The sequence below is a fragment of the Haladaptatus sp. HS23 genome (genome assembly GCF_056892285.1).
In genome coordinates this window covers 329,596-350,154 of sequence record NZ_JBXGLH010000002.1, presented here as the reverse complement: position 1 = coordinate 350,154, position 20,559 = coordinate 329,596, and the positions used below count along the sequence as shown (strand labels likewise).

Below are 20,559 nucleotides of genomic sequence, written 5' to 3'. Positions count from 1 at the left end.
GTGCCGGTCAGAAACCACCGCTGGTTATGGTCTGTACGAATCCCGGTAGCGAGGTGGCCGCGAGGTAAATCGACAGCACGACGAGCGCGACGTTCGCCGCCGACAGCACGAGGCTGTTTCGATTCTCGCCCATCGTCTTGCGGTCGTTGACCGCCCAGAACAGCAAGACGGCCGTGATGGGAAGGCTGATGATTCCGTTGTACGCCGGGAAGAGGATTATCATGTCGATGACGCTCAGCCCGGCGAACTGGTGGACCAGCGGTGACAGACTCCCGATGCCGACACCCACCGCATAGATGATTTTGAACTCCCGACTCCCGCTGTCGGCGTCGTGACCGAGCGCGTTCTGGAAGAGGTAGGCGGGCGTCCACATTATCGGGATGATGCTGTTGAACGCGGCGGCGATGGTGCCGAAGAGGAAGACGTACAGCGCCCACTCTCCGAGAACGTCGGCGAGTGCCTTTCCGGGCGTGATGAACGTGTCGAGGTTCGTGTATCCGGCGGGGCGGAGAATCGCCGCGGCGGCGACCAAAATGGCGATGGTCGTCACACCACCGACGGCGTAGCCGATTCCGAGGTCACGGCGCATGTCCGTCAGGTCGGCGGCGCTCGTCCAGCCCTTTTCGCCGACCAGATTCGATTCGAGGAAGAAGTTCGGCCATAAGGCAGTCGTCCCGATGATGGCCGCGGCGAGCGTCAACGACCCGCCGGGGACCGAGGGGACGAAACCGGACGCGATGCCGGTCAGCGAGGGCGCGCTCACGCCGGCAACGCCGACGTAGACGACGAGGAGTGCGAGCATCATCGCCGTCATGATCCGCTCGACGCCGTCGTAGTTCTGAACACCGACGATGATGGCGAGCAGTCCGGCGAGGACTGCGATAGGTTGCCAACTGACGGCACCGCCGAGTAGGATGGAGATTCCCTTCCCGATGGCTGCGGTCAGTTCGAGCGTCCACGCGACACAGCCTACGGACAGCAGGGCGGCTAAGACCGTCGCACCGGCCGATCCCAGTTTTCGGCGGCCGAACGACATCAGCGGTTCGCCGAAGATACCGAGTCGTGCGCTCATGTCTTGGCCCATAAAGCCGAACACGGTTGCGCCAACCGCGGCCCAGATGAGTGCATATCCGTACTGAACGCCCGCTTGGCTGGCGATAAACACCGAGCCGGAACCGAAATAACTGGCGACCATTACGAACGCAAGCCCGTATTTTTGGAAAAATCCCGATACAGCGTCACGAGTTCTATTTGTATATGTAGTCTGTGACATCAAATTGAATCTACGTTTTCTCGTCTATCGACCAATCTTCAACTGCACGAAACCATCGAATACGCTACTGCCCGCTGGTTGTACTTGCAAGCGATATATCCGACCTAGTCGGAAAGGTCTCCTGATATCGTTCGTTCTACACGGAACCGTGTCTCGAGACGCTCGTCTCGACGTTCCCTCAACTACCATCTTCGACCGAAATGTAGTTTATAAACGGTGGTTCGCCGGGAAACGGCGGTTCGAACTTCCGCAACGCATATAGGAGGTTATTGTTGAATACCCAATACAATGGACCTTTCAGCGTCGGAACAACCCTCCTCCACCGTCGCGTACTTCGTCAACGTCCCGTTGTTCGTCTTCCTCGTGGTCCTGATGGTGCTCTACGTCACTGTGGACTTCCTCGTCCTCCACGGCGGAATTCGAACGGTCGGCGACGCCGCACAGCAGTTCTTCATCGGAACCGTCGGTGCGTACGTCGGCATCTGCCTCTCGAACCTCCTCTGGGATGCCGCGTTCCGCTGATTCGAATCGGGTTCCGTGGCGGGAGAAAGCGACCTCGTCGCTATCGGAGCGTGTCGGCGAATCGACCGTCGATTACCGTCCAAACCGTCGGTCTTCGACCGAGACGCGGTCGCCCGTCTCGGCGGAGCGGTAAATCGCGTCCATGACGCGCTGGGTGGTGAGCGCCTGTTCGATGGTGTTGAACTCGGGTGGCTCCCCGGCCACGACGGCGTCGAGGAACCGCTTGTCGCTCCCGCGCCAACCGGAGTGGGAGATGGCGGCGTCGGTGACCGCGGATTCGACGAGGTGGTCGGGACCGTGGGGTCTCGCTTCCAGCATCGTCAGTTCGTCGCCGCCGAGGTCGAGGCGTGCGCCCGCCTCGCTTCCGCGGACCACGAACTCCTGACTCTCGGCCTCGTTGGCCGCCCACGAGACTTCGAGCGAAATCGTCCGGTCGTCGGCACAGCGAATCAGAGCCGTCGCCGAGTCCTCCACGTCGAACACGGCCTCCTCCGTCGCGTCGTACCAGTCGTCGGGGTCCACGTAGTCGTCGCGGTTTCCGAACCCCGTACGGGTGACGGCGAACACGTCCTCGACCGGCGGGAACTCCATCAGATACAGCGCGAGGTCGATGGCGTGGACGCCGATATCGACGACCACGCCGCCGCCCGAGAGTTCCTCGTTGGTGAACCACGACCCGACGCCGGGGATGCCGCGACTGCGGATGTAGTTCGCCCGAACGTGACGAACCTCCCCGAAGTGGTCGTCCTCCTGATATCCCATGAACAGTTCCGCCGCCGTTGAGACGCGATTGTGGAAGTTCACCATGCAGAAGGCGTCGGCTCGCCGAGCGGTCTCGGCCATGCGTTCCGCGCTTTCGAGCGTGTCCGCGAGCGGTTTCTCGCAGAACACGTCGTAGCCGTGGTTCAACGCGGTGACGACGGCCTCCTCGTGGAAGGTGTTCGGGGTGGAGACAGCAACCGCATCGAGGTCTTCTTCCTCGTACATCGTCTCGAACCCCTCGTAGGTGGTCGCGTCGTACTCGGCTTCGAACTTTTCGCGGGTCACAGGGGCTATATCCGCACCTGCAACGACTTCGTGTCCGAGCGCTTCGGCGTTCGTCGCGTGGGTCTGGCCCATGAATCCCAACCCGACCACACCGAGACGGACTGCTGTTTCTTGCATGGAACCAGAAATGGGTGGGCGGACAAAATAACTACTCCCAACCGGCGAATGTTAGCGCGAACCCCCTTCTCGCGTTCGCACGACGAGCGTTCGCCGCCCCTCGGGAGTCGTTTCCACGGAAACCTCCGTTCCGCGGTTCGTGACGTGGGTTTCGTACGATTCGACTGCCTCACCGTCGAGCGTGACCGCCGCGATGTCGGCGGTTTCGGGAACCACGTGCCCGACGGTGAGCGTGTCGAGGGCGCCCTCCGCCTCGACTCGCGTCCGATGGAGTCCCGAATCGTCGGGAGCCATCGCCGAGACGGCGACCGACCCGTCCTCGCCGAGGCGAACGTTTTCGCCCGCAACGTGCGGCAGGTGGTCCGGAACCTGCGGCAGTACCGTCAGGTGACGGCGGCCCACGTCCGGACGAACCCCCATATAGTGGCGCACGACGGGCCAGAGCGTCCCGTAGGTCCCCCACGCCTGAAGGACCATCGCACGGGCGGTAAACGGCTTGTCGATGGAGCGCCCGTAGGCGGGCGAGGGGGCGATTTCCGGCATCGCGCCCGGTTGCTCGTCCGGGTCGGGAAGTTGGAGCGCCGCGTTGGCGTGGACGTACCGACCTTGCTGGTCGCGGCCCAACCGACCGTAGTTCCCCTCCGCGACGGCCATGACGGCGCTGTTCAGGGTGAAGACGTTCTTCTCGGTGGAATCCTTCGTGTGGTCGCCGTTCCCCCCGTCACACCCCGGCGCGCCGGTGTGGTACAGGCCGTCGTTCCGACGCTGGTCTCCGTCGTTGTCGAAGCCACTATAACAGCCGGTTTCCCGAAGGGAAAGCGCCGCGTCGCCGTGTTTCCGGGTAGCTATGCCGGAAACGACGCGTCCGGACTGGCCGACGTACTCGGCGGACATCGGGGTGACGCCTATCCAGTGACGCTGGTAGATTCGGGTAGCCGTCCCGTCCGCCCCCGCCTCACCGAGCGACCCGGCGTGCTGTGGGATTTCCGGGAGCCACCACGTCTCCGCGAAGGCACACAGCATCTCGTTCGCGCGGTCCGTCGCCCACGTCGCCGTCTCGTCGTCGCCCTTGCTTCGTGCCATGTCCGCGAGCGCGAACAGACCGCGCACCGTGTAGACGGCCACGTCTAATTTCCGGTCCCCCATGCCGGGTCGTTCGACGTTCCCCTGACCGGTTGGCCAAAGGTCCCCTTCGCTCGTGAGTTCCTCCGTGACGTAGTGCATTCCGTCCACCATGAACTCGTAGAGGTCGTCGCGGAACGCGTCGTCGCCGGTCCACCGCCAAATCGCGTGGACCGCCATCGGGAACTTGGCCGTCTCGTCGGTGTTCCCGGGGTCGTCGTTCGCGCCGTAGTACACCGAGCCGTCGGTGACGACCTCGTGGACGGCCTTGCCCGTCTCCCCGTTGACGATTCGGCTGACTCGCTCGACCGCCCGCATGTGGTCCTTCGGTACCTCGAACTGTCCGGCAGCGAGGGCGGCGAACGTGGTGTACTCGCCGTCGACGGCGAACAGCCACTGATAGTCGGGAAACCCCGCACCGTAGAACCGGACGGAATCGAGCGTCCCCGCCGGTTCCGGAAACTCCGTCCCCTCGTTCGTGTAGCGAACGTCGAGGTCGTGTGCCTCCTGCACGCAGTCGGCGAGGTTCTGTTTGCTCCACTCGACCGACCGTTCCAATAACGGGTCGCCCGGAAGCGATACCCGCGTCCGGTCGGCGAGGTTCTTCCGTTTCCGAACCTTGTCGCGCAACGTCTTCGTCGGGTCGTCGAGAACGGTTTCGAGTTCGTCGACGGCGCACTCGGGGCCGGATTCCGACCCGGCGACCGCGACCCACACCGTTCGCGACGAGTTCGCGGGTATCTCGATTTCGTATCGAAGTCGCCCGCCCTTCCCTCGTCCCGCTTCCGTATCGTCGTAGCGCGGAATCCCGTCCCCTTCGTCCGTTCCGTCGGCGGAGTAGATATCCGGCGGCGATTGCGGGCCTCGGAACCCCTCGCCCGTCTCGTGACCGACGGGGGCGAGCGACGAACCGACGACGGCGCTCCAGTCGTGGTGTGCCGCGTTTTCCACCGGCGGCGTCCCGACCTCGCGGAACCGGAGGACCCCATCCGCGAACGCCACCGAGTCTTCGAGGTCGAACTCGGTTCGTGAGGGCGTGGTTCCACTCCACGGGTAGGCGTGCATCAGTTCCGAGTGGGCGTCCACCGACAGGGTGAACGACTCTGACTCGTCCCCCGCGGTAAAGTGGAGTCCGAAGAGCGCAGCACGCCTATCGTCGGGTACGAAATCGGTCCGCTTGATGGCCAACCCACTCCGGTCCGGGATATCCATCGTGACGTGCCCGTACCCGCTGGTGAACCGCTCGGCCGGTTCGAGCGGTTCGCCGTCGATGGCGAACCAGATTCCGTCGAGGAGTTTGAGCGGCGGACTCCAGACTCCTCCCATCTCGCCGGTGACGTGCCATCCCGACGCGGGAAACCTCCCGGATTCGTCGCCGACGACGTAGGCTCGATTTCCGCTCGCCACGTATCGCCTGTCGTCGAGTCGGTCCGTCACCGAGAGCGTCGGTGAACGCGGTCGGTCGTTCGACCGGAATTCCGTCTCGGAGTCGTCCGCCGTCGCCGTCGCGACGACCGGAAGCATTCCCGTCGCAACCGTCCCTTCGATGAATCGGCGACGGGTCGAACGCGCTCGACCGTCCTCTGTGGTATCTTCTGTCACGCGTTCGGTGAGGGGCTCCCCGAATTTATAACTATTATACGAAATAGAAAAATAAAATACCGAAACTGACGGGATTCGAACATCGTATCCCTCGTGGTATCGGCCCGGAAGCGAAACTCAGCTCCTCCGCTCGCGTGATTGCCCCGTAGTCGGTCCGTCCGAATCGTCGCTCCGCTCCCGAAGGTGTCGGAACAGACGCATACCGAAGAGCCACTGGAACCACGACAGTTCGAACCGTTGGCGGTCGTGTTCCGGAAATCGTCGGTTCTCTGTCATGCTGAAGTTCACGAGAGCGACGAACACGATACCTCCTAAGGTGTTCCCGAGGACGACAGGAACGAAGAACTGCGTGAACACCGGAACGACGCCTTCGGCCCCGACGAACACCAAATAGAGCACTTCACACGCGCCGACGACGCAGTGAAACAGGTCGGCGATGGGGATGATTATCATGATGGAATAGACGATGAGGACCCGCGAAATCGTCTCGCGTGCGGCGTGAACCAACCAGACCATCGTGGCGACGAGGCCGCCCGCGAAGACGCCCTTGTAGAAGAGCGCGGACCACGTCGTTCCCATCGCGTGCTCGCCGAACTGGTGGGCGGTTTCCGCCACCGCCGGGTCGAAAATCCCCGTCCGTGCGAGGAGGTACGCGGTGATTCCCGCACCGATGACGTTCGCCGCGAGGACGATTCCCCACAGGCGAAGCAGTTGCGGAACGCTTGCGAGCCGCGTCAGGACGAGCGTCACCGGCGTCAGCGTGTTCTCCGTGAAGAGCTGATAGCTCCCGATGACTATCATCACGAACCCGACGGGATACAGGAGGTTTCCCATCCCGACGCTGTCCGGGTACGCCGTCGTCATCGCCGCACGAGCGAGGAACGTCGCGCCGACGCTCAATCCGGCGGCGAGGCCGCTGAAGAACAACAACCGGGTACTCCGCTCGATTTCCTCGTCGGCCGTCGCCGTCACCCGCTGGAAGATTTCGTCCGCGGAGAACCGGTCCCGGACGGCCTCCCCGGCGGCGGGTGCCCCTCGCCGGGACCGGTCGATGGTCTCCCGGAGCTCCCGGTTTTCGGGCTGTAACGACCGTTGAACTTCGGAAATCTCTCCGGCGTCGGCTATCGCGCTGAGCAAGGGTTCGAACTCGTGTGCGCCGTCGTAGCGTTCGCCGTCGATGAAGAACGTCGGTGTGCCCCTCGCTCCGCTACGGATTCCGCTCTGGAAGTCGTCTTCGACCCGTTCTTCGTACACTCCTCGGTCGAGTTCGTCGGTAAACCGCTCCACGTCTAATTCGAGTTCCTCGGCGTGGCGTATCAGGTCGTTTCGGGAGAGCGCGTCCTGATTCTGATACAGCATATCGTACATCTCCCAAAAGCGGCCCTGTGCTCCCGCGGCCTCCGACGCCTCCGCCGCTTTCGGTGCGCGCGGATGTTGCTCCGTCAGCGGAAAATGCCGAAAGACGAAACGCACCTGTCTCCCGAGTCGATTCAGAATTCTCCGGACTATCGGATAGAAATCCCCGCAGTACGGACATTCGAAGTCGCCGTATTCGACCACCGTAACCGGTGCATCGTCCGGCCCGCGAACGTGGTCCCTATCGTTCACCGGTACCGTAAGCGTCCGATTTTCTATCTGGCTCATTGGAACTCCCGTCAGTCGAGACGAGACTGACTCCTCGAAACAGCCGCTGTCGTAGTGCTAGCGGAGTAACAGGATAACGCTGTCGCCGGTTCGCACGTCGTTCGACGAAATCGAACGGTTGGGTGTGGTTCATGGAACCGACGAACGCTATAACGCCTCGAAACGCTCGATGGCCATCTCGGTTCCGAGAACGATGAATTCGTCGTCCGATTGCGGGGTGAACGTCGGGTCGATTCCGGTGATGACTTTCCCGTCGCGCTGGACGGCGATTATCGTCGCCCCTGTATCAGTTCGAACGTGTGTGTCCGCGAGCGTCCGGTCCGCCAACCCAGGCGCACTCGTCCGAACGACTTCGACCGGCGAGACCGATTGACGAAATGCGTCTTCGCGTAACACCTCCGATGCGACCAAACGACCGCTGATTCTCGTCAGCGCGAGGACGGAGTCCGCTCCCGCTCGATACAGCTTCCGGACGTTGTCCGATTCGTTCGCGCCGGCGATGATTTCGACGTTCGGGTTGAGATTGCGGACGACGAGCGCCGTGTACAGCGCCTTCGTGTCGTCGTCGAGCGTGATGACGACGGTGTTCGCCTCCTCGATTCCGACCGACCGCAACGCGGTCGGGTCGATGGGACTGCCGACGACGTCCACGTTCGGCCCGTCCGCCTTGTCGAGCGTCTTCACGGGAACGTCGGCCGCCCCGAGTCGCTCCGCGACCGTGTCCGCGACTTCGCCCGACCCGATGAGTACGATAGGTTCGCGTCGCTGCTGGCGGACCGCGGACTGTGCGATATCTTCGAGCCGTTTTAGCTGTGCCGGACGGCCGACGACGAGCAAGCGCGTGCGTTCGTCCAGCACGGCGTCCGGGGCCAGCGGACTGACGAACGCTCCTCGTTGCCACGCGCCGATGACCCCGACGCCGGTCCGCTCGCCGAGTCGAGTCTCGGCCAACGTCTGGCCCACTAAATCGCTGTCGTGTGTGAGGGGTAGCTCGGCGATTTCGAAACTCTCGTGCAGGTCGATGATGTCGGACAGGTTCTCCGAACTCACGCTACGCGCTCGGTTCGCCAAACTCTTTCCGAGCAGGTGTCGGGGTGACAGCACCTGATTCGCGCCGGCGTAGCGTTGATACTCACCCAAGTCTCCGTCGTCGACGATACTGACGACGTGCACGTCGTCGTCCGACTCCCGCGCGGCCAGCACGATGCTCGCGCCGATTTCGTCCGGCGCGTCGGTGATCACCGCGGTGGCGTCCGCCACGTTCGCGTCGTGAAACGTCTCCGGGGACTCCGGGTCGCCGTGGAGCACGGAGTAATTCGCTTCGTAGAGTTCCGTCGCCGAATCGCGGTCGGCTTCGAGGATGACGTACTCCACGTCCCGCGGGACGAACTCGGAGACCAGCGACCGACCTATCTGCGTGTCACCGCAGACGATGACGTGGTCGGTCATCCCGTCGAGCGCCGTCGGCGGCGTCATCGCGAGCCGGTTTTCGATGAGCGGGATGATGAACACCGGCAGCGCGGCGAGCAACAGGACGACGCCCGAAACCTGCATGGCAAGGACGAGGAGGTTCATGACCGGACTCGACCACGGTGCGTCCTCGCCGTACCCCGTCGTGGTGAACGTCTCGAAGACCATCACGAGCGAGTGGAGGAACGATTGGGGCCGTCCCTCAAAGGCACTCATCCCGAAATTGTAGGCGACGGTGAAGACGAGAACCGCGGCCAGTAACGCGAGGAGATAGTATCTGACGCGCTGTCTCTGTCGTGCCATACCATCTCATACTGCGTTCGTGCGGTTGATGTCGTCGCTAACCGGAGTCACCGGTTCGATGCGAACATCTGTCGGAGTGGAATCGTGAGGGTCGTCTCGTACCACCCCCGCTCCGTCGTTACCTGCACGTCGAACGCCACGGCAAGGACGTTCGTTTCGCCGTCCCTGTTCTGGACGACCACGCCCCGACTCGCAACACAGGACCCGAACTGACGATTCGGTCCCCGCGTCTCCGAGCAGTGGTCCGCCGCCCACGCCTGCGCCTCCGACCGGTTGTATTCGACCTGGTACACGGTGCCCGATTCGACGCGGGACGAGCGGAGTGCGTTCACCGCCGGTTCGAGGTCTGTTCGAACAGCAGAGACGGCCGCGTCCCGTCGCTGCCAGCGATACGACGACGGGATTCCCGTCGCCGCGGCGTGAACTCCCCGCGATAGGACTCGATGCGCGTTCCCGACAGGGGCGTCATAGTCGCCGCTCGCGGCCACGTCGGCGCTGTAGCCTAATTGGAGGTAAGCGAACACCGCGGGTGCGAGCGCGACGGCGACGACGGCCGCCGCCGCGAGGACGAGTTGCGCGCGATCTCTCACACGAACCACACCCAGATGGTCACGTCCCCGTTCGTGGTCGTCACCGTCGAGACGCCGACCGGGACGCCGCCGGGTTTTCGATAGCCGACCGACCCGTGCGGTGTCTCGACGCGGAACATGAGATTGTCCGGGAGAATTCGGTCCACGCGGGTCCGAAGCGCGTCCGCTTCGCGACGGAACGACGACTCGGACCCGATAATCTCCGCCAATCGCGTCGTTCCGCGATGTCGCGGTGCTTCGTGGACGAGAACCCTTCCCGTATCCTTCGCGTACATGTCGAGTTGCGTTTCACGCGTGTTCGGCGATGGGACGCCGAACGCAAACCCCATCGTGACGCCGAGGACCAGTACGACGCCGATTCCGGCCTCCACCACGGAAAGCGAGAGCTGGCCGCGGGACGACGAGTCGTCCCGTGACGACCCGTCATGCATCGACCGTCACCGCCACGACCGCTTTTCGGGTTGTCGCCGGATAGTAGGTGACCTCGACGCTACCGGTCGGGAGGTCCCCGTCCGTCTCGAACGCGAATCGGGCCGTCTCGAACCGGGAGAGCGAAACGTGAAATCGTCCGTCCAACCCCGACGTGTTCCGCAGCACCACACGCCCGTTCGCTCGAACGACGCTCACCGTCGTCCCGTCCGGAGGCCGGACGACGATCGTCGCGTTCGGCGTACGTCGTGGGAGGGTGAACTGGGGATCGCTCGTCGACAGCGGCGGCGTCCGCGTCACCGTGCTTCGATTCTCGACGAGGACGATTCGACGAACCGTCGCACCGCCAGTCGAAGACCCGCGCTCCGCGATGGCCGTCTCTCCGACCCTAATTCGGAACGCCCGCTCGCCGAGGACCGGAAACCATCCCGTCAGTCGCGTCGCATTGCAACGGTCGAGCGCCGTCTCGTCGATTACGTTGGCACGAACTGTCAGCGGACTATCCTCTGAAATCAGGCGTTCGCTGGTCGCGACAGCGGTGCGCCGTCGAGTGGGGTTTCGGTCCGCACCGAGGAGTGCCCTATCCGCGATTCCGACGCTCATCGTCGTCACCATCGTCAGGATGAGCAACGCGACGGCTAACGCGTGGAGGTTCATCTGTGCGCGTTCGGTTCGACGGTCGGTCCGCCAATCGGTCATCGCTCTTCCCCCCGCGTCAGTTCCACGATGAGCCCGCGGGGACCGCTTCGGACCACGACGAACGCCGGTTCTCGACTCGACCAGTTTCCGCGCACCGTCGCCACACGCGTCGGTAGCGCGAGTCGAACGGTCGAATTCAATCGCTCGTTCGGATGGTCGAACGTCAGTGACCCCCCGTCCGTCCGCACGACGTACCCGCTCCCGCGAACCGTTTCGGGCAGCGAAACACGGAGGCGGACGCCGACGTTCGTCCCGTCCTCCGGGACGGCCTGTTGGATTCGCTCGGCCGACTTCGAGAGGACTCGCTGCCCCACTTCGTCCCCGACGGTCGTCCTGTATTTCGGGACGACGCCGCCGTAGAGCGTGGTCGTCAACAGCCCGATGTACAGCACGACGAGTCCGGCTTCGAGTACTTTGCCGATGACCGGGCTAACTGCCCTCTCATCCGTCCGGACGGTTCGGTCGTCCATCACAGAACCTCCGTGCGCATGTCGTGGACGACGAGATAGGCGAACCGCCGTCCGGGATATCGGGCGACGACGCTCGGAACTCCGTCGCCATCGAAATCGTTCCGGGTCGTCGTCGCGTTTCGCTTCTCGAAGTATCGACGCCACGCGTCGGGGGTGCTCGTCTCTACCGCGATTCGGTAGGTCCCGTTACCGAGCGTCGTCCGTGTGTGCGTGACGTTCGTGCGGACGAGCGCTGACTCGCCGCTGCTCGATACGACCGTCCGGTTCGAGGCGTCGAGTTTCGCGGCACCGACGACGAGGAGGTCGCTCCGTTCGGACGAGGTGAACGGTGGCAGTGCGGTCATCCGCCCGCCCTCGGCAGTTCCTTGGATGACCGCTCCCGCGAGGTAGGCGACGCGCCTGTCATCGCTAGTGAATACGAGGGCGTCCACGCGGACGGTCCGAACTGTTCCCGATTCGTTGAGAACCCGGAGTTCGCGGTCCATCGTCGTCAACGTTCCCGACGAAAACGACACGCGACCGCGGTGTATCCCGGTCGCTTCCACGGGGGAAAGCGCTCGGTCCATATCCGTCGCAACCCGTGCCGCGTCCGCCGTTGCGGCGTTGCGCTGAACCACCATCCCGACGCTGGCTGTCAGCGACGCGAGCGAGAGCATGACGACGCCGAGGAGGATTGCGACGCCGATGACGTTCGATTGACCGCGGTCGTTCGACCGTCCGGGGACGTTCGATTTCCCGCGATTCATGCCATTCCCACCCCCGCGAAAACGAAGTACGCAATCGCGACGAGCGCGGCGGAATGGAGGAGCGCCTCGTAGAAACCGCGACTTGCGTAGCCGGCGAACCAACCGCATGCGAGCATGGTCGCTTGGGTGACGACGTAGAACCGCTGTCGGTCGCGGGCCGGTCGGACCGCGTTCGGGTCGAGGGCGAACCCGGCGTTCGACGAGGAGACCGCGGACAACTGCGAGAAGCTATCGAGGACGTATACGTTCACCGCGACCATGATGCCCACGACGAGCAGGGCGGTCATCCACCCGACGACGACGTATACGAGCATGTTCGAGCGCAAGGACTTCTTCTGATGGTACAAGCGTCCGATTTCGACCTGTAGCGTCTCGAAGACGGTTTCGGTGTCGCCGCCGACGTCCAGCGTCCCGGTCACGAGGCCGATGGTCTGGTCCGCGAGCGGTGTTCCGACGTCATCGACGAACCGGGAGAGGGCGTCGCGGCGGAGGTCGCCCTCTCGGCTCGTGAGGTTCGAACTGAACGCGAGGTCGTTGACGTTCGGTTGGAGCGCGCCGAGGTCCACGTCCCGTGCGACCCGTTCGACCGCCGTTGAGAACGGCCGACCGAGGCTGACGTGGCTCGACACGGCGTGAACGAAGTCCTTTATCTCCCTGTCCTTCGCGTCATCGCGGCGGGACCGTCGAACGGACACCAACCCGACCGGAAGCGCGAACGCGACGTAGGACAGCAACACCGTGTTGACGGGCGTGTAGCCGAGATATCGGAGAAGTGCACCCATGCAAACCGTCGTCGGGACGAGAAGGACGACCGCGTTTGCGGGGTTGATGAATCCTGTCGTGAGTAGGTCCGAAACACGCTTCGAGCGCGGATGCGTCGCCGGAGACTGGTCCGCGGGGCGAAGCGACGACACCAACACCGCCGCACTCGCTCCGATAGCGAGGATGAAAACGCCGCTCCCGTAGATGATGAAGCCACGAACCGACAGCTCGCCGAACGGTGCCGGCGCGGGTGCCGCTAATCCCGGTGCGAGGACGCTCATCACGGTCAGCACGATGACGAGGAGCGCCGGGACGACCAACAGAACGATGAACATCTCCGCCAGCAGTTCGAGGAAGTCCTGTGCCTGCTCGTGTGACCGCGACTGCCTGTGGCTCAACATCCTCCCTTCCATCTCGAGGTACTGCTCTAACGCGTCCGGTCCCTGTTCCGCGTGTTCCCGGAACTTGAGCAAGAACGGCGCGAGTACGTCTCGCGACGGCGTATCACGAGCGACGATTCGCAAGCCGTCATCGACGCTCCCGGTCAACGCGGCTTTGTTCAGTACCTTCCGGAACGCGACCGCGGTTTCGCCGTACGACTCCTCGCGGTCGGCGACCTTCCGCAGCATCGCGAGCAGATCGTCGCTCCCGGACGACAAGGCCCGGAGATAGCGGACTGCACCCGGAAGCGTTTGCTCGATATTGGACCGGCGGGCGCTCGCAGCCCATCCGAGATACAACCCGCCGAACCGTACGATAGTTCGCTTTCCGAGCGCCGCACAAGCGAAGGCGACCCCCGTCGCGGCGTACACCCGCGGGACGTGCGGCACCGTGACCCGCTCGACGATGGGCACCCCGGCGTGGAGAAACGAGACGAACTTCGCCAGAACGCTCGGCGGAATTGCGAGCGTGAGAAGCAGCACCCACGCGAACGCTCCGAGAAATACGACCCACGACAGGCCGTACGTCCGCGAGAGAAACACGTCGAAACTGGCGTTCACGTCGGTCGCACGGTAACGCTTCCTGTCCCGGTCGTGTCGCCGGTGGTCCGCGTGGCGCGAAAACAGCGCGTAGAGCGCGCGGTCGAAGAGGCCGAGGCCGTTCGAACCATGGGAATCTTCGGAAGTAGGACCTTCCTGCGGTTCCATCGCCGCTGATTCGGTGACGGCGTTCATCCCGATACCTCGTTCACGAAACGCATCATAAAACGAGCTAGCAGTGTTATTTAATTTAAACTCTCGGATTTTAGTACAGGTTTTTGAACTGATATCTACTGCGCCACATGGGAAAAATTGTCTGTCGAAGCCGATATCGACAACGACGGGAGGTTCAGCGAATACGTCGGATTCTGCCGTTCGCTATCGTTTTCGCTCGAATACCACGTTCACCCGCTCACCTCCCGCGACACCCGCTCCACCGTCGCCGCCTCGTTGTTTTGGAGATCGGCGAGGAACGAGAACAGTTCGTCGAAGTCCGTGACGCCCTCTCGTTGTAGATACTGTACGTAGCGGTGTTTTCGATGGAACTCGTCTTCGACCGCCTCGACGCTCCGGTCGGTGCGGTGGGCGAGACGGTGGAAGAACCGGAAGCCGATATCGCGTTCGTCGTCGCCGAGATGAGGGTGGTCGTACTTCGTGCGGAAGGTTCCCTCGTGGTCGCGCCACGCGAGGGCGTTCCAGTAAATCGTCACCCCGTCCTTTTTCACCCTGCCACAGCGTCCCTCCAGTTCGGCCAACTCGTCCTCGGTTACGAGTTCCACGACTTCGCCGACGTACCGTTCGCCGTCCACGTTGCGGGGGAACACTACGAGGTCGATTTCCTGGAGGAGATAGGCGGAAAGGCCCTGTTCGACCACGCGATTGACGAGTTTCTCGATGGTCTCGGCGTGCGTGGTGCCAAGGAGTCCGTGGCCCGTGTTCAACGATTCGGCGAACGTGCGGAACGAAGCCGGGGTGTTGATTTCCGCGATGACCTCCACGTCCGGGTTGAGGTAGTTGCACTCGGTCATCAGGTCCGCCATCGTCACGCGCTTGTAGTCGTTTTCGTGGTCGCGGGTGGTGAGCGAGACGCCCGTCTCGTGCGGCAGGCGCACCTCGCGGGACCCCTCGTCGATGCTGATGGGGCGGTCGCGGTACGGTATAAACGGCATATGCGCGTTCATCAGCGTGGTCTTTCCGACCCCCGTCTGCCCCGAGAACAGCGCGACGCCGTGGTGTTCGTACAGCTGCCAGAGCAAGGTGACGATTTCGGTGGAGATGCTGTCGGCGTCGAGCAGGTCCACGGGCGTCATCGTATCGGGTGCTTGCTTTCGAATCGAGATGTGCGGGCCGCCCTCCGAGATGACCGGAAGCGCGACGGCACAGCGGATGGTCTCCTCGTCGGCGACACCGTCGAGGGAGAGGTTCACCTTCGCGCTGGGGTTGCTGGCGTTGAGTTCCACGCCGTCGGAGGCGGCCATCTGGGTGACGACGTTGACGAACGCCGATTCGTCCTCGAACGCGAGATTCGTCGGGATGCGCTCGCCGTGACCGATGGCGCGACCACGGGGAACGACCTTGATGCGCTCCCCGACCCGATTCGCCTCGATGTCTTCGAGCAGGCCGTCCCGAATCGGAATCGTGAGTTTTCCGTGCCCGACGTAGTCTCGGAGGACGTAGTAGACGAGGTCCGTGAGTCGGTCGTCCGAGAAGCGGTGGTCTACCGGCGGAACCGCGAGGTCGTACTCCGAGAGCGCGGTCCGAACACGATACTTCGCCGCGTCGAACCACGCACGGGTGTTTCGGGCGGTGAGTCGCCGGGAGAGGAACTGCGTCGCTCGCTCGCGGACGAAGGCCGCGCGGTCGTCCACGATGTCGCCGACGTGTGTCTCCCAGATGCGGTCCTTGCACTCCTCGATGAGCAGGTCGTCGTCCGGCAGGAGATTGGGTTCGAGGACGGCGTACTTCGTGGCGAAGGAGTCCGTTCCGAGCAGGTGTTCCTCGTAGACGACGACCGGGATTCGAAACTCCCGGAAATCGACGGTGTGCGTCTCGATTCGTTCGCTGGCGAACCGGGCCAGATAGTCGGCATCGGCGGGGAGGTCGGTGTCGGCGGGCGCGTAGTCTTCCGTGTGAACGACGAGGTGGTCCCCCGCGGCGTCCGCGACTTCTATCTTTTCGTCCAACGCCAACGGCGTCAGTCGGTCGAGGCAGAGCAACTCGGCGAGCGCGTGATATTCGACCCGGCGGCGGGCCGAGTTCGAGAGGTCGGTCAATCGGTCGATTGCGCGACGATATTTCGGCTCGAATCCCCTCTCGACCCGTTCGACCGCTCCCTCCCGCGTAAGCGGGCGGCGGAGGTTCGCGGTGGCGAAGTACTCACCAACACGGGCGAGTGCATCTTCGTCCGAAGAACCGAGCGCGGGCGTTCGAACGTCGTATCGGAAGCCGTCGGCGGTTTCCCGAACCGTGGCGACGACGCCGGAGTGGAGTTCGCGCTGGTCGCGCACGTCGGGTGCGTACCACGCGTCGGTGTCATCTGGCGGTATCGGCGGGGGGACGAGGCCGAGTTCGGATGGAGCGGTATCGGTGGTCGGCGAATCGAGTGTGGACATGGAACGTACGAGCTGATTGGTCGCTTTTCCTGACTTAAAATTTTTGATAAGAGGCGACAATCAATCTGCCAATCGGTATAAATGAATTTTGATAAATATGGGGTAGTTAACCCTCTACTCGTGTCCTTATCAATCATGATTTTACTGCCACACGCTCAAGTAGTTCCGGTATCGAGAATAGTACATATCTATGATCGAAGTCGAAACTCTTCGGAAGGAATACGGGGGCTTCACTGCCGTCGAGGGGAGCAGTTTTTCCGTCTCCGAGGGAGAGGTGTTCGGCATCATCGGCCCGAACGGGGCCGGGAAGACGACGACCCTGAAGATGCTGTCGGGTCTCATCGAACTGACCGCCGGGAGCGCACGGGTCGCGGGCTACGACGCAGAAGACCCCGAGATGCGGAACCGGTTGGGGTTTCTCCCCGAGGAATCGCCGCTGTACGAGGACATGACGCCGCTCTCGTATCTGTCCTTCTTCGCCGACCTCTACGACGTGCCGACCGACACCGCCACCGAACGGATTCACCGCACGTTGGACAGACTCGAACTCGACCACCGCGAGCGGCGATTAGGCGACATGTCCAAAGGAATGCGGCGGAAGGTCGCCATCGCTCGCTCGTTAGTCAACGACCCGGACGTGTTGATTTACGACGAACCGGCGAGCGGGTTGGACCCGCTCACGACGAACTACATAATCGAGTTCACGCGGGAGTTGAGCGATTCGGGGAAGACGGTCGTGTTCAGCGCGCACAACCTGTTTCACGTCGAGAGCATCTGTGACCGAATCGTCGTAATGAACAACGGTCGTATCGTCGCGGGCGGGAGCGTCGAGGACCTCCGTGAAGAATACGGACGAACCGAGTATCACGTCTCCGCGACGGTCGAGGTCGCGGACGCGGTCCGGGAGAACGGCACCTATCGCCGCGTCGTGGAGAGCATGGACGCCGTGGCGGAGACCCGCGAACTCGCCGAAGCGTCCGGCGGGAGCGTCGTGGACATAGAGACGCACACGCCCAGTTTGGAGGACATCTTCCTCGATTTGGCGACCGACGCGCCGGACGTGGAGGGCCGTCCGTGAAACGCCGCAAGACGCTTCGAATCGTACGTTGGGAGGTGAGCAAGAACGCTGGACAGTTCGACCGCCGGACGCTGGTTCTCGTCGCCGTGGTCCTCCTCTTCGTCGGCGTGCTGACGCCCATGGTCGCCAGTCGGGGCAACACCGTGGACGACGGTATCTACCGCGTCGGCATCAGCGAGGACAGTCCGTATTACGGCCCGGTCGAAAACGACCGGACGTTCGTGGCCGTCGAACCGACCGCGACGAACTACGATTCGGGCGCGTTCGATCTGTTCATCTGCCCGACTACCGGAATTTCGGGGTGTCCCGCGAACACGATGCGCTACAAGGACTCCCCCAAAGGCAAGGCGGCGCTTGCGGAACTGCGGACGACGGTCGAACGATACAATGACCGGCGGATGGCCGAGGAACCGGACCGCGCCGCCGCATTTCCGGTGAACGTCACGCTCCGTTACGTGGCACAAAACTCCACTGGCGGGTTCGCCGGGTCGGGGGCGGCAACGGACTCGGGCGGGGACATCACCACCCGAACCACGACGGCAGGAGAGATGCGCCTCGGGGGCGGCAGCGGTGGAACGGGCGGTGGGAGCGGAACCGGAGAAAACGCTCCCGGCGGGTCGGGTAACGGTTCGGTCGCCGCCCCGTCGGTCGGTTCCGGGTCGTCCATCTTCGTCGATAACGAGCGACGGGGAACCCCCTCGGACATCTCGCCGCCGTTCCCGTTCGAGTCGCTGGTCCTCGCGTTCGCGTTCATCCTGCCGATGAACTTCGTGATTCAGGCTTACGCGAGCAGCGTCATCGAGGAGCGCATCAACGACCGCGGCGAGTTGCTCCTCGTCTCGCCGGTGTCCCGCGGCGACATCATCGTCGGCAAGACCCTGCCGTATCTCGTCGGTATGGTCGCCATCGCCACGGTGACGGCGGTCGGAATCGTCCGGTTCACGCCGCACATCGGCACCGAACCGCTGGCTATCGCAAGCGCGGTGGTGACGGCCGTCTCGGCGGTGATTCCCATCGCGTTGCTGTTCCTCGCCAGTGCGTTCCTCGGTGCGATGTTCGCCCGGTCGTTCAAGGAACTCACGTTCGTCACGGTGTCGCTCAGCGTCTTCCTCACTTCCTACGCCTTCGTGCCGTCCGTGTTCACCGACGTGCATCCGATAGCGGCTATCTCGCCCCTGTCGCTGGTGGTTCGCGTGTTGCAGGGCGAATCGGTCGCGCTCGGCCAGTACGCCTTCTCGACGCTTCCGCTGTACCTCACCGCGGGCGTGTTGTTCGCGCTCGGCGCCGGCGTCTACCGCGAGGAGGACATGTTCACCCAGCGCCCGGTGACGCTGAAGGCCCTCGACGCCCTCGACAGCCAACTTCGCGGGAAGTGGAGCGTCGCGAAGGTCAGCGCGCTCTCGATTCCGTTCGTCTTCGTGGCCGAACTCCTCGCCGTGGCCCTCCTCTTCGCGCTTCCCGTGGAACTCTCGATTCCGGTGTTGCTCCTCGCCATCGCGTTCATCGAGGAAGTCGCAAAGAGTGCCCACGTCTACGCCGGGTTCGCCCACGGACGGTTCGACCGTTCGCTTCGGACGATAGGCGTCCTCGGTCTGCTTTCCGGCTTCGGCTTCTTCGCGGGCGAGAAACTGACCGCCATCGCCCAGTTGGTCGGGCTACCGAACCTCGAACTCGGGCGGGCGGCGTTCGGTGCCGCGACCGGTCTCGGCGTGGACGCGTCGCCACTCGTCCTGTTGGGACTGCTGTTCGCACCGCTCGCGCTTCACTCGGTCACGGCGACTATCACGGCCTACGGTGCTAACAAGGACCGGAACTGGTACGCGTGGACGCTGCTCGTCACGACGTTGGTTCACGCCGCCTACAACCTCACGGTGGTGAACGCCCTTGGATAAGCGTCTCACCGTCGCGCGGCGGGAGTTGGCGTCGCTCAGGAGCGAGAAGACCATCGTGTTGGCGATACTGATTCAACTGCTCATCGCGGCGTTCTCGTCGTTCCTCGCGGTCGGACTGGTGTCGATGTACGACCCCGGGTCCGCCTCCAACGGCTTCGTCGTCTCGTTCGGCGTGACGGGCGACGCGAGCGGCGACCTCGCTCCCGTCCTCGCCTCGGACGATAGCTGGGAGGGTGTTCACTACCGGACCCAGCGCGCCGCGATGCGCGAGTTTCGCTCTGGCGAGGTGCAAGCGGTTCTCCACGTCGAGCGCACCGCGAGCGGACGCCTCGACGTGACCGCTATCGCCCCGGATGGCAACATAAAGACGACGCTGGTCGTGACCCAGATAAAGGAGGTACTCGACGAACTGGAACGTCACGAGCGGGCGAAATTCTCGGCTCGACTCGAACGCTCCGTCGTCCCACCGCCGCCGGAGAAAGGTGCGAGTCCGTACTTCGGGTTCACCTACACGGTCCTCGTTCCGCTGTTGATGTTCCTGCCCGTGTTCATCAGCGGGAGCGTCGCCGTGGACACCATCGCGGAGGAGTACGACCGCGGTACCCTCGAACTCCTCCGGGTGACGCCGCTGACGGGCATCGACATCGTTGACGGCAAGCTGCTGGCGATGGGTATCCTCGCACCGGTGCAGGCCGCAGCGTGGTTGGTCCTCCTCTCGTTCAACGGAACGACAGTCGCCAACCCGGTCGAAATCGTGGTCCTCGTCGCCGCCTTCTCGGTGATTATCGTCGCAGTCGGGGCGATACTGGCACTGCGCTTCCGCGACCGAAAGCAGGCCCAGTTCCTGTTCTCGATTGCGATGCTCGTCGTCTTCAGCGGGACGTACCTGCTCCCGGAAGCGCCCGCGAACACCGTCGCGAAACTCGCCATCGGGAGCCCGGCGACGTTCACGCACGTGATGGTCGCACTCTATCTGGTGGCGTCGCTCCTCGGCTACGGACTGGTCCGGCGGGTCGTCGGACGTGGTCGGCTACTGACGACCACGTGAGCGGCGTCTCGGCGGGTCGATTGTGCCACTCGATTCCTCGTTTCGACAAATCAGACGCCGTTCAGTGTCGAATCGGGGCGATGTTTTCCATATATAGAACTTTGAATCAATCTAGTATACTATTATAAATACTATAATACTGGCTGAAGTATG

16 protein-coding genes are annotated in these 20,559 nt (G+C 63.3%); 4 read left to right on the top strand and 12 right to left on the bottom strand.

Annotated features, from left to right (window positions below):
• Positions 1-7 precede the first annotated feature (7 nt).
• Positions 8-1,273 carry an NRAMP family divalent metal transporter gene (locus tag AC1XDK_RS07975; RefSeq protein WP_483349295.1) on the bottom strand — a complete coding sequence of 422 codons (1,266 nt, stop codon included), beginning with the start codon at positions 1,271-1,273 and terminating at the stop codon, positions 8-10.
• Between the two features lie 288 nt (positions 1,274-1,561).
• Here AC1XDK_RS07975 and AC1XDK_RS07970 point away from each other — a divergent pair, with 288 nt between their 5' ends.
• The gene (locus AC1XDK_RS07970) at positions 1,562-1,795 is read left to right on the top strand and encodes a hypothetical protein (protein ID WP_483349294.1); all 234 of its coding nucleotides are present in this window, start codon (positions 1,562-1,564) and stop codon (positions 1,793-1,795) included.
• Positions 1,796-1,867: 72 nt separating this feature from the next.
• Here AC1XDK_RS07970 and AC1XDK_RS07965 read toward each other — a convergent pair whose 3' ends face one another.
• The 11 genes from AC1XDK_RS07965 to AC1XDK_RS07915 all read right to left on the bottom strand — a co-directional run bounded on the left by AC1XDK_RS07965 (position 1,868) and on the right by AC1XDK_RS07915 (position 16,388).
• Positions 1,868-2,959, bottom strand: coding sequence for a Gfo/Idh/MocA family protein (locus tag AC1XDK_RS07965; protein ID WP_483349293.1), 1,092 nt, complete (start codon positions 2,957-2,959; stop codon positions 1,868-1,870).
• Between the two features lie 51 nt (positions 2,960-3,010).
• Positions 3,011-5,683 carry a glucosidase family protein gene (locus AC1XDK_RS07960; protein WP_483349291.1) on the bottom strand — a complete coding sequence of 891 codons (2,673 nt, stop codon included), beginning with the start codon at positions 5,681-5,683 and terminating at the stop codon, positions 3,011-3,013.
• 117 nt (positions 5,684-5,800) lie between these two features.
• Entirely contained in the window at positions 5,801-7,327 is a 1,527-nt protein-coding gene (locus AC1XDK_RS07955; RefSeq protein WP_483349290.1) for a formate/nitrite transporter family protein, read from the bottom strand.
• A 147-nt stretch (positions 7,328-7,474) separates the two neighbouring features.
• A complete protein-coding gene (locus tag AC1XDK_RS07950) occupies positions 7,475-9,100 on the bottom strand; it encodes a potassium channel family protein (RefSeq protein WP_483349289.1) in 1,626 nt (541 codons plus the stop codon).
• A 47-nt stretch (positions 9,101-9,147) separates the two neighbouring features.
• Positions 9,148-9,690 (bottom strand): DUF7261 family protein, encoded by a 543-nt coding sequence (locus tag AC1XDK_RS07945; protein WP_483349288.1) that lies wholly within the window; start codon positions 9,688-9,690, stop codon positions 9,148-9,150.
• Positions 9,687-10,121 (bottom strand): DUF7262 family protein, encoded by a 435-nt coding sequence (locus AC1XDK_RS07940; RefSeq protein ID WP_483349287.1) that lies wholly within the window; start codon positions 10,119-10,121, stop codon positions 9,687-9,689. Before AC1XDK_RS07940 ends, AC1XDK_RS07945 begins: the two co-directional genes overlap by 4 nt.
• Positions 10,114-10,818: a DUF7263 family protein gene (locus tag AC1XDK_RS07935; protein WP_483349286.1), complete on the bottom strand. Its 705-nt coding sequence runs from the start codon at positions 10,816-10,818 to the stop codon at positions 10,114-10,116. The genes AC1XDK_RS07940 and AC1XDK_RS07935 overlap by 8 nt, the downstream gene beginning before the upstream one ends.
• Complete coding sequence (locus AC1XDK_RS07930; protein ID WP_483349285.1) at positions 10,815-11,288, bottom strand: DUF7266 family protein; 474 nt, start codon at positions 11,286-11,288, stop codon at positions 10,815-10,817. The genes AC1XDK_RS07935 and AC1XDK_RS07930 overlap by 4 nt, the downstream gene beginning before the upstream one ends.
• Positions 11,288-12,034 carry a DUF7289 family protein gene (locus AC1XDK_RS07925; RefSeq protein WP_483349284.1) on the bottom strand — a complete coding sequence of 249 codons (747 nt, stop codon included), beginning with the start codon at positions 12,032-12,034 and terminating at the stop codon, positions 11,288-11,290. Before AC1XDK_RS07925 ends, AC1XDK_RS07930 begins: the two co-directional genes overlap by 1 nt.
• Entirely contained in the window at positions 12,031-13,971 is a 1,941-nt protein-coding gene (locus AC1XDK_RS07920; RefSeq protein WP_483349283.1) for a type II secretion system F family protein, read from the bottom strand. The genes AC1XDK_RS07925 and AC1XDK_RS07920 overlap by 4 nt, the downstream gene beginning before the upstream one ends.
• Before the next feature lie 209 nt (positions 13,972-14,180).
• Entirely contained in the window at positions 14,181-16,388 is a 2,208-nt protein-coding gene (locus AC1XDK_RS07915; protein WP_483349282.1) for a type II/IV secretion system ATPase subunit, read from the bottom strand.
• 190 nt (positions 16,389-16,578) lie between these two features.
• Here AC1XDK_RS07915 and AC1XDK_RS07910 point away from each other — a divergent pair, with 190 nt between their 5' ends.
• From AC1XDK_RS07910 to AC1XDK_RS07900, 3 genes are read left to right on the top strand one after another with little or no spacing between them, the layout of a single operon-like run.
• On the top strand, positions 16,579-17,466 hold the full coding sequence (locus AC1XDK_RS07910; protein ID WP_483349281.1) for an ABC transporter ATP-binding protein: 888 nt from the start codon (positions 16,579-16,581) through the stop codon (positions 17,464-17,466).
• Positions 17,463-19,358, top strand: a complete 1,896-nt coding sequence (locus tag AC1XDK_RS07905; protein WP_483349280.1) for an ABC transporter permease subunit — start codon at positions 17,463-17,465, stop codon at positions 19,356-19,358. The genes AC1XDK_RS07910 and AC1XDK_RS07905 overlap by 4 nt, the downstream gene beginning before the upstream one ends.
• Positions 19,351-20,406 carry an ABC transporter permease gene (locus tag AC1XDK_RS07900; RefSeq protein WP_483349279.1) on the top strand — a complete coding sequence of 352 codons (1,056 nt, stop codon included), beginning with the start codon at positions 19,351-19,353 and terminating at the stop codon, positions 20,404-20,406. Before AC1XDK_RS07905 ends, AC1XDK_RS07900 begins: the two co-directional genes overlap by 8 nt.
• Positions 20,407-20,559 lie beyond the last annotated feature (153 nt).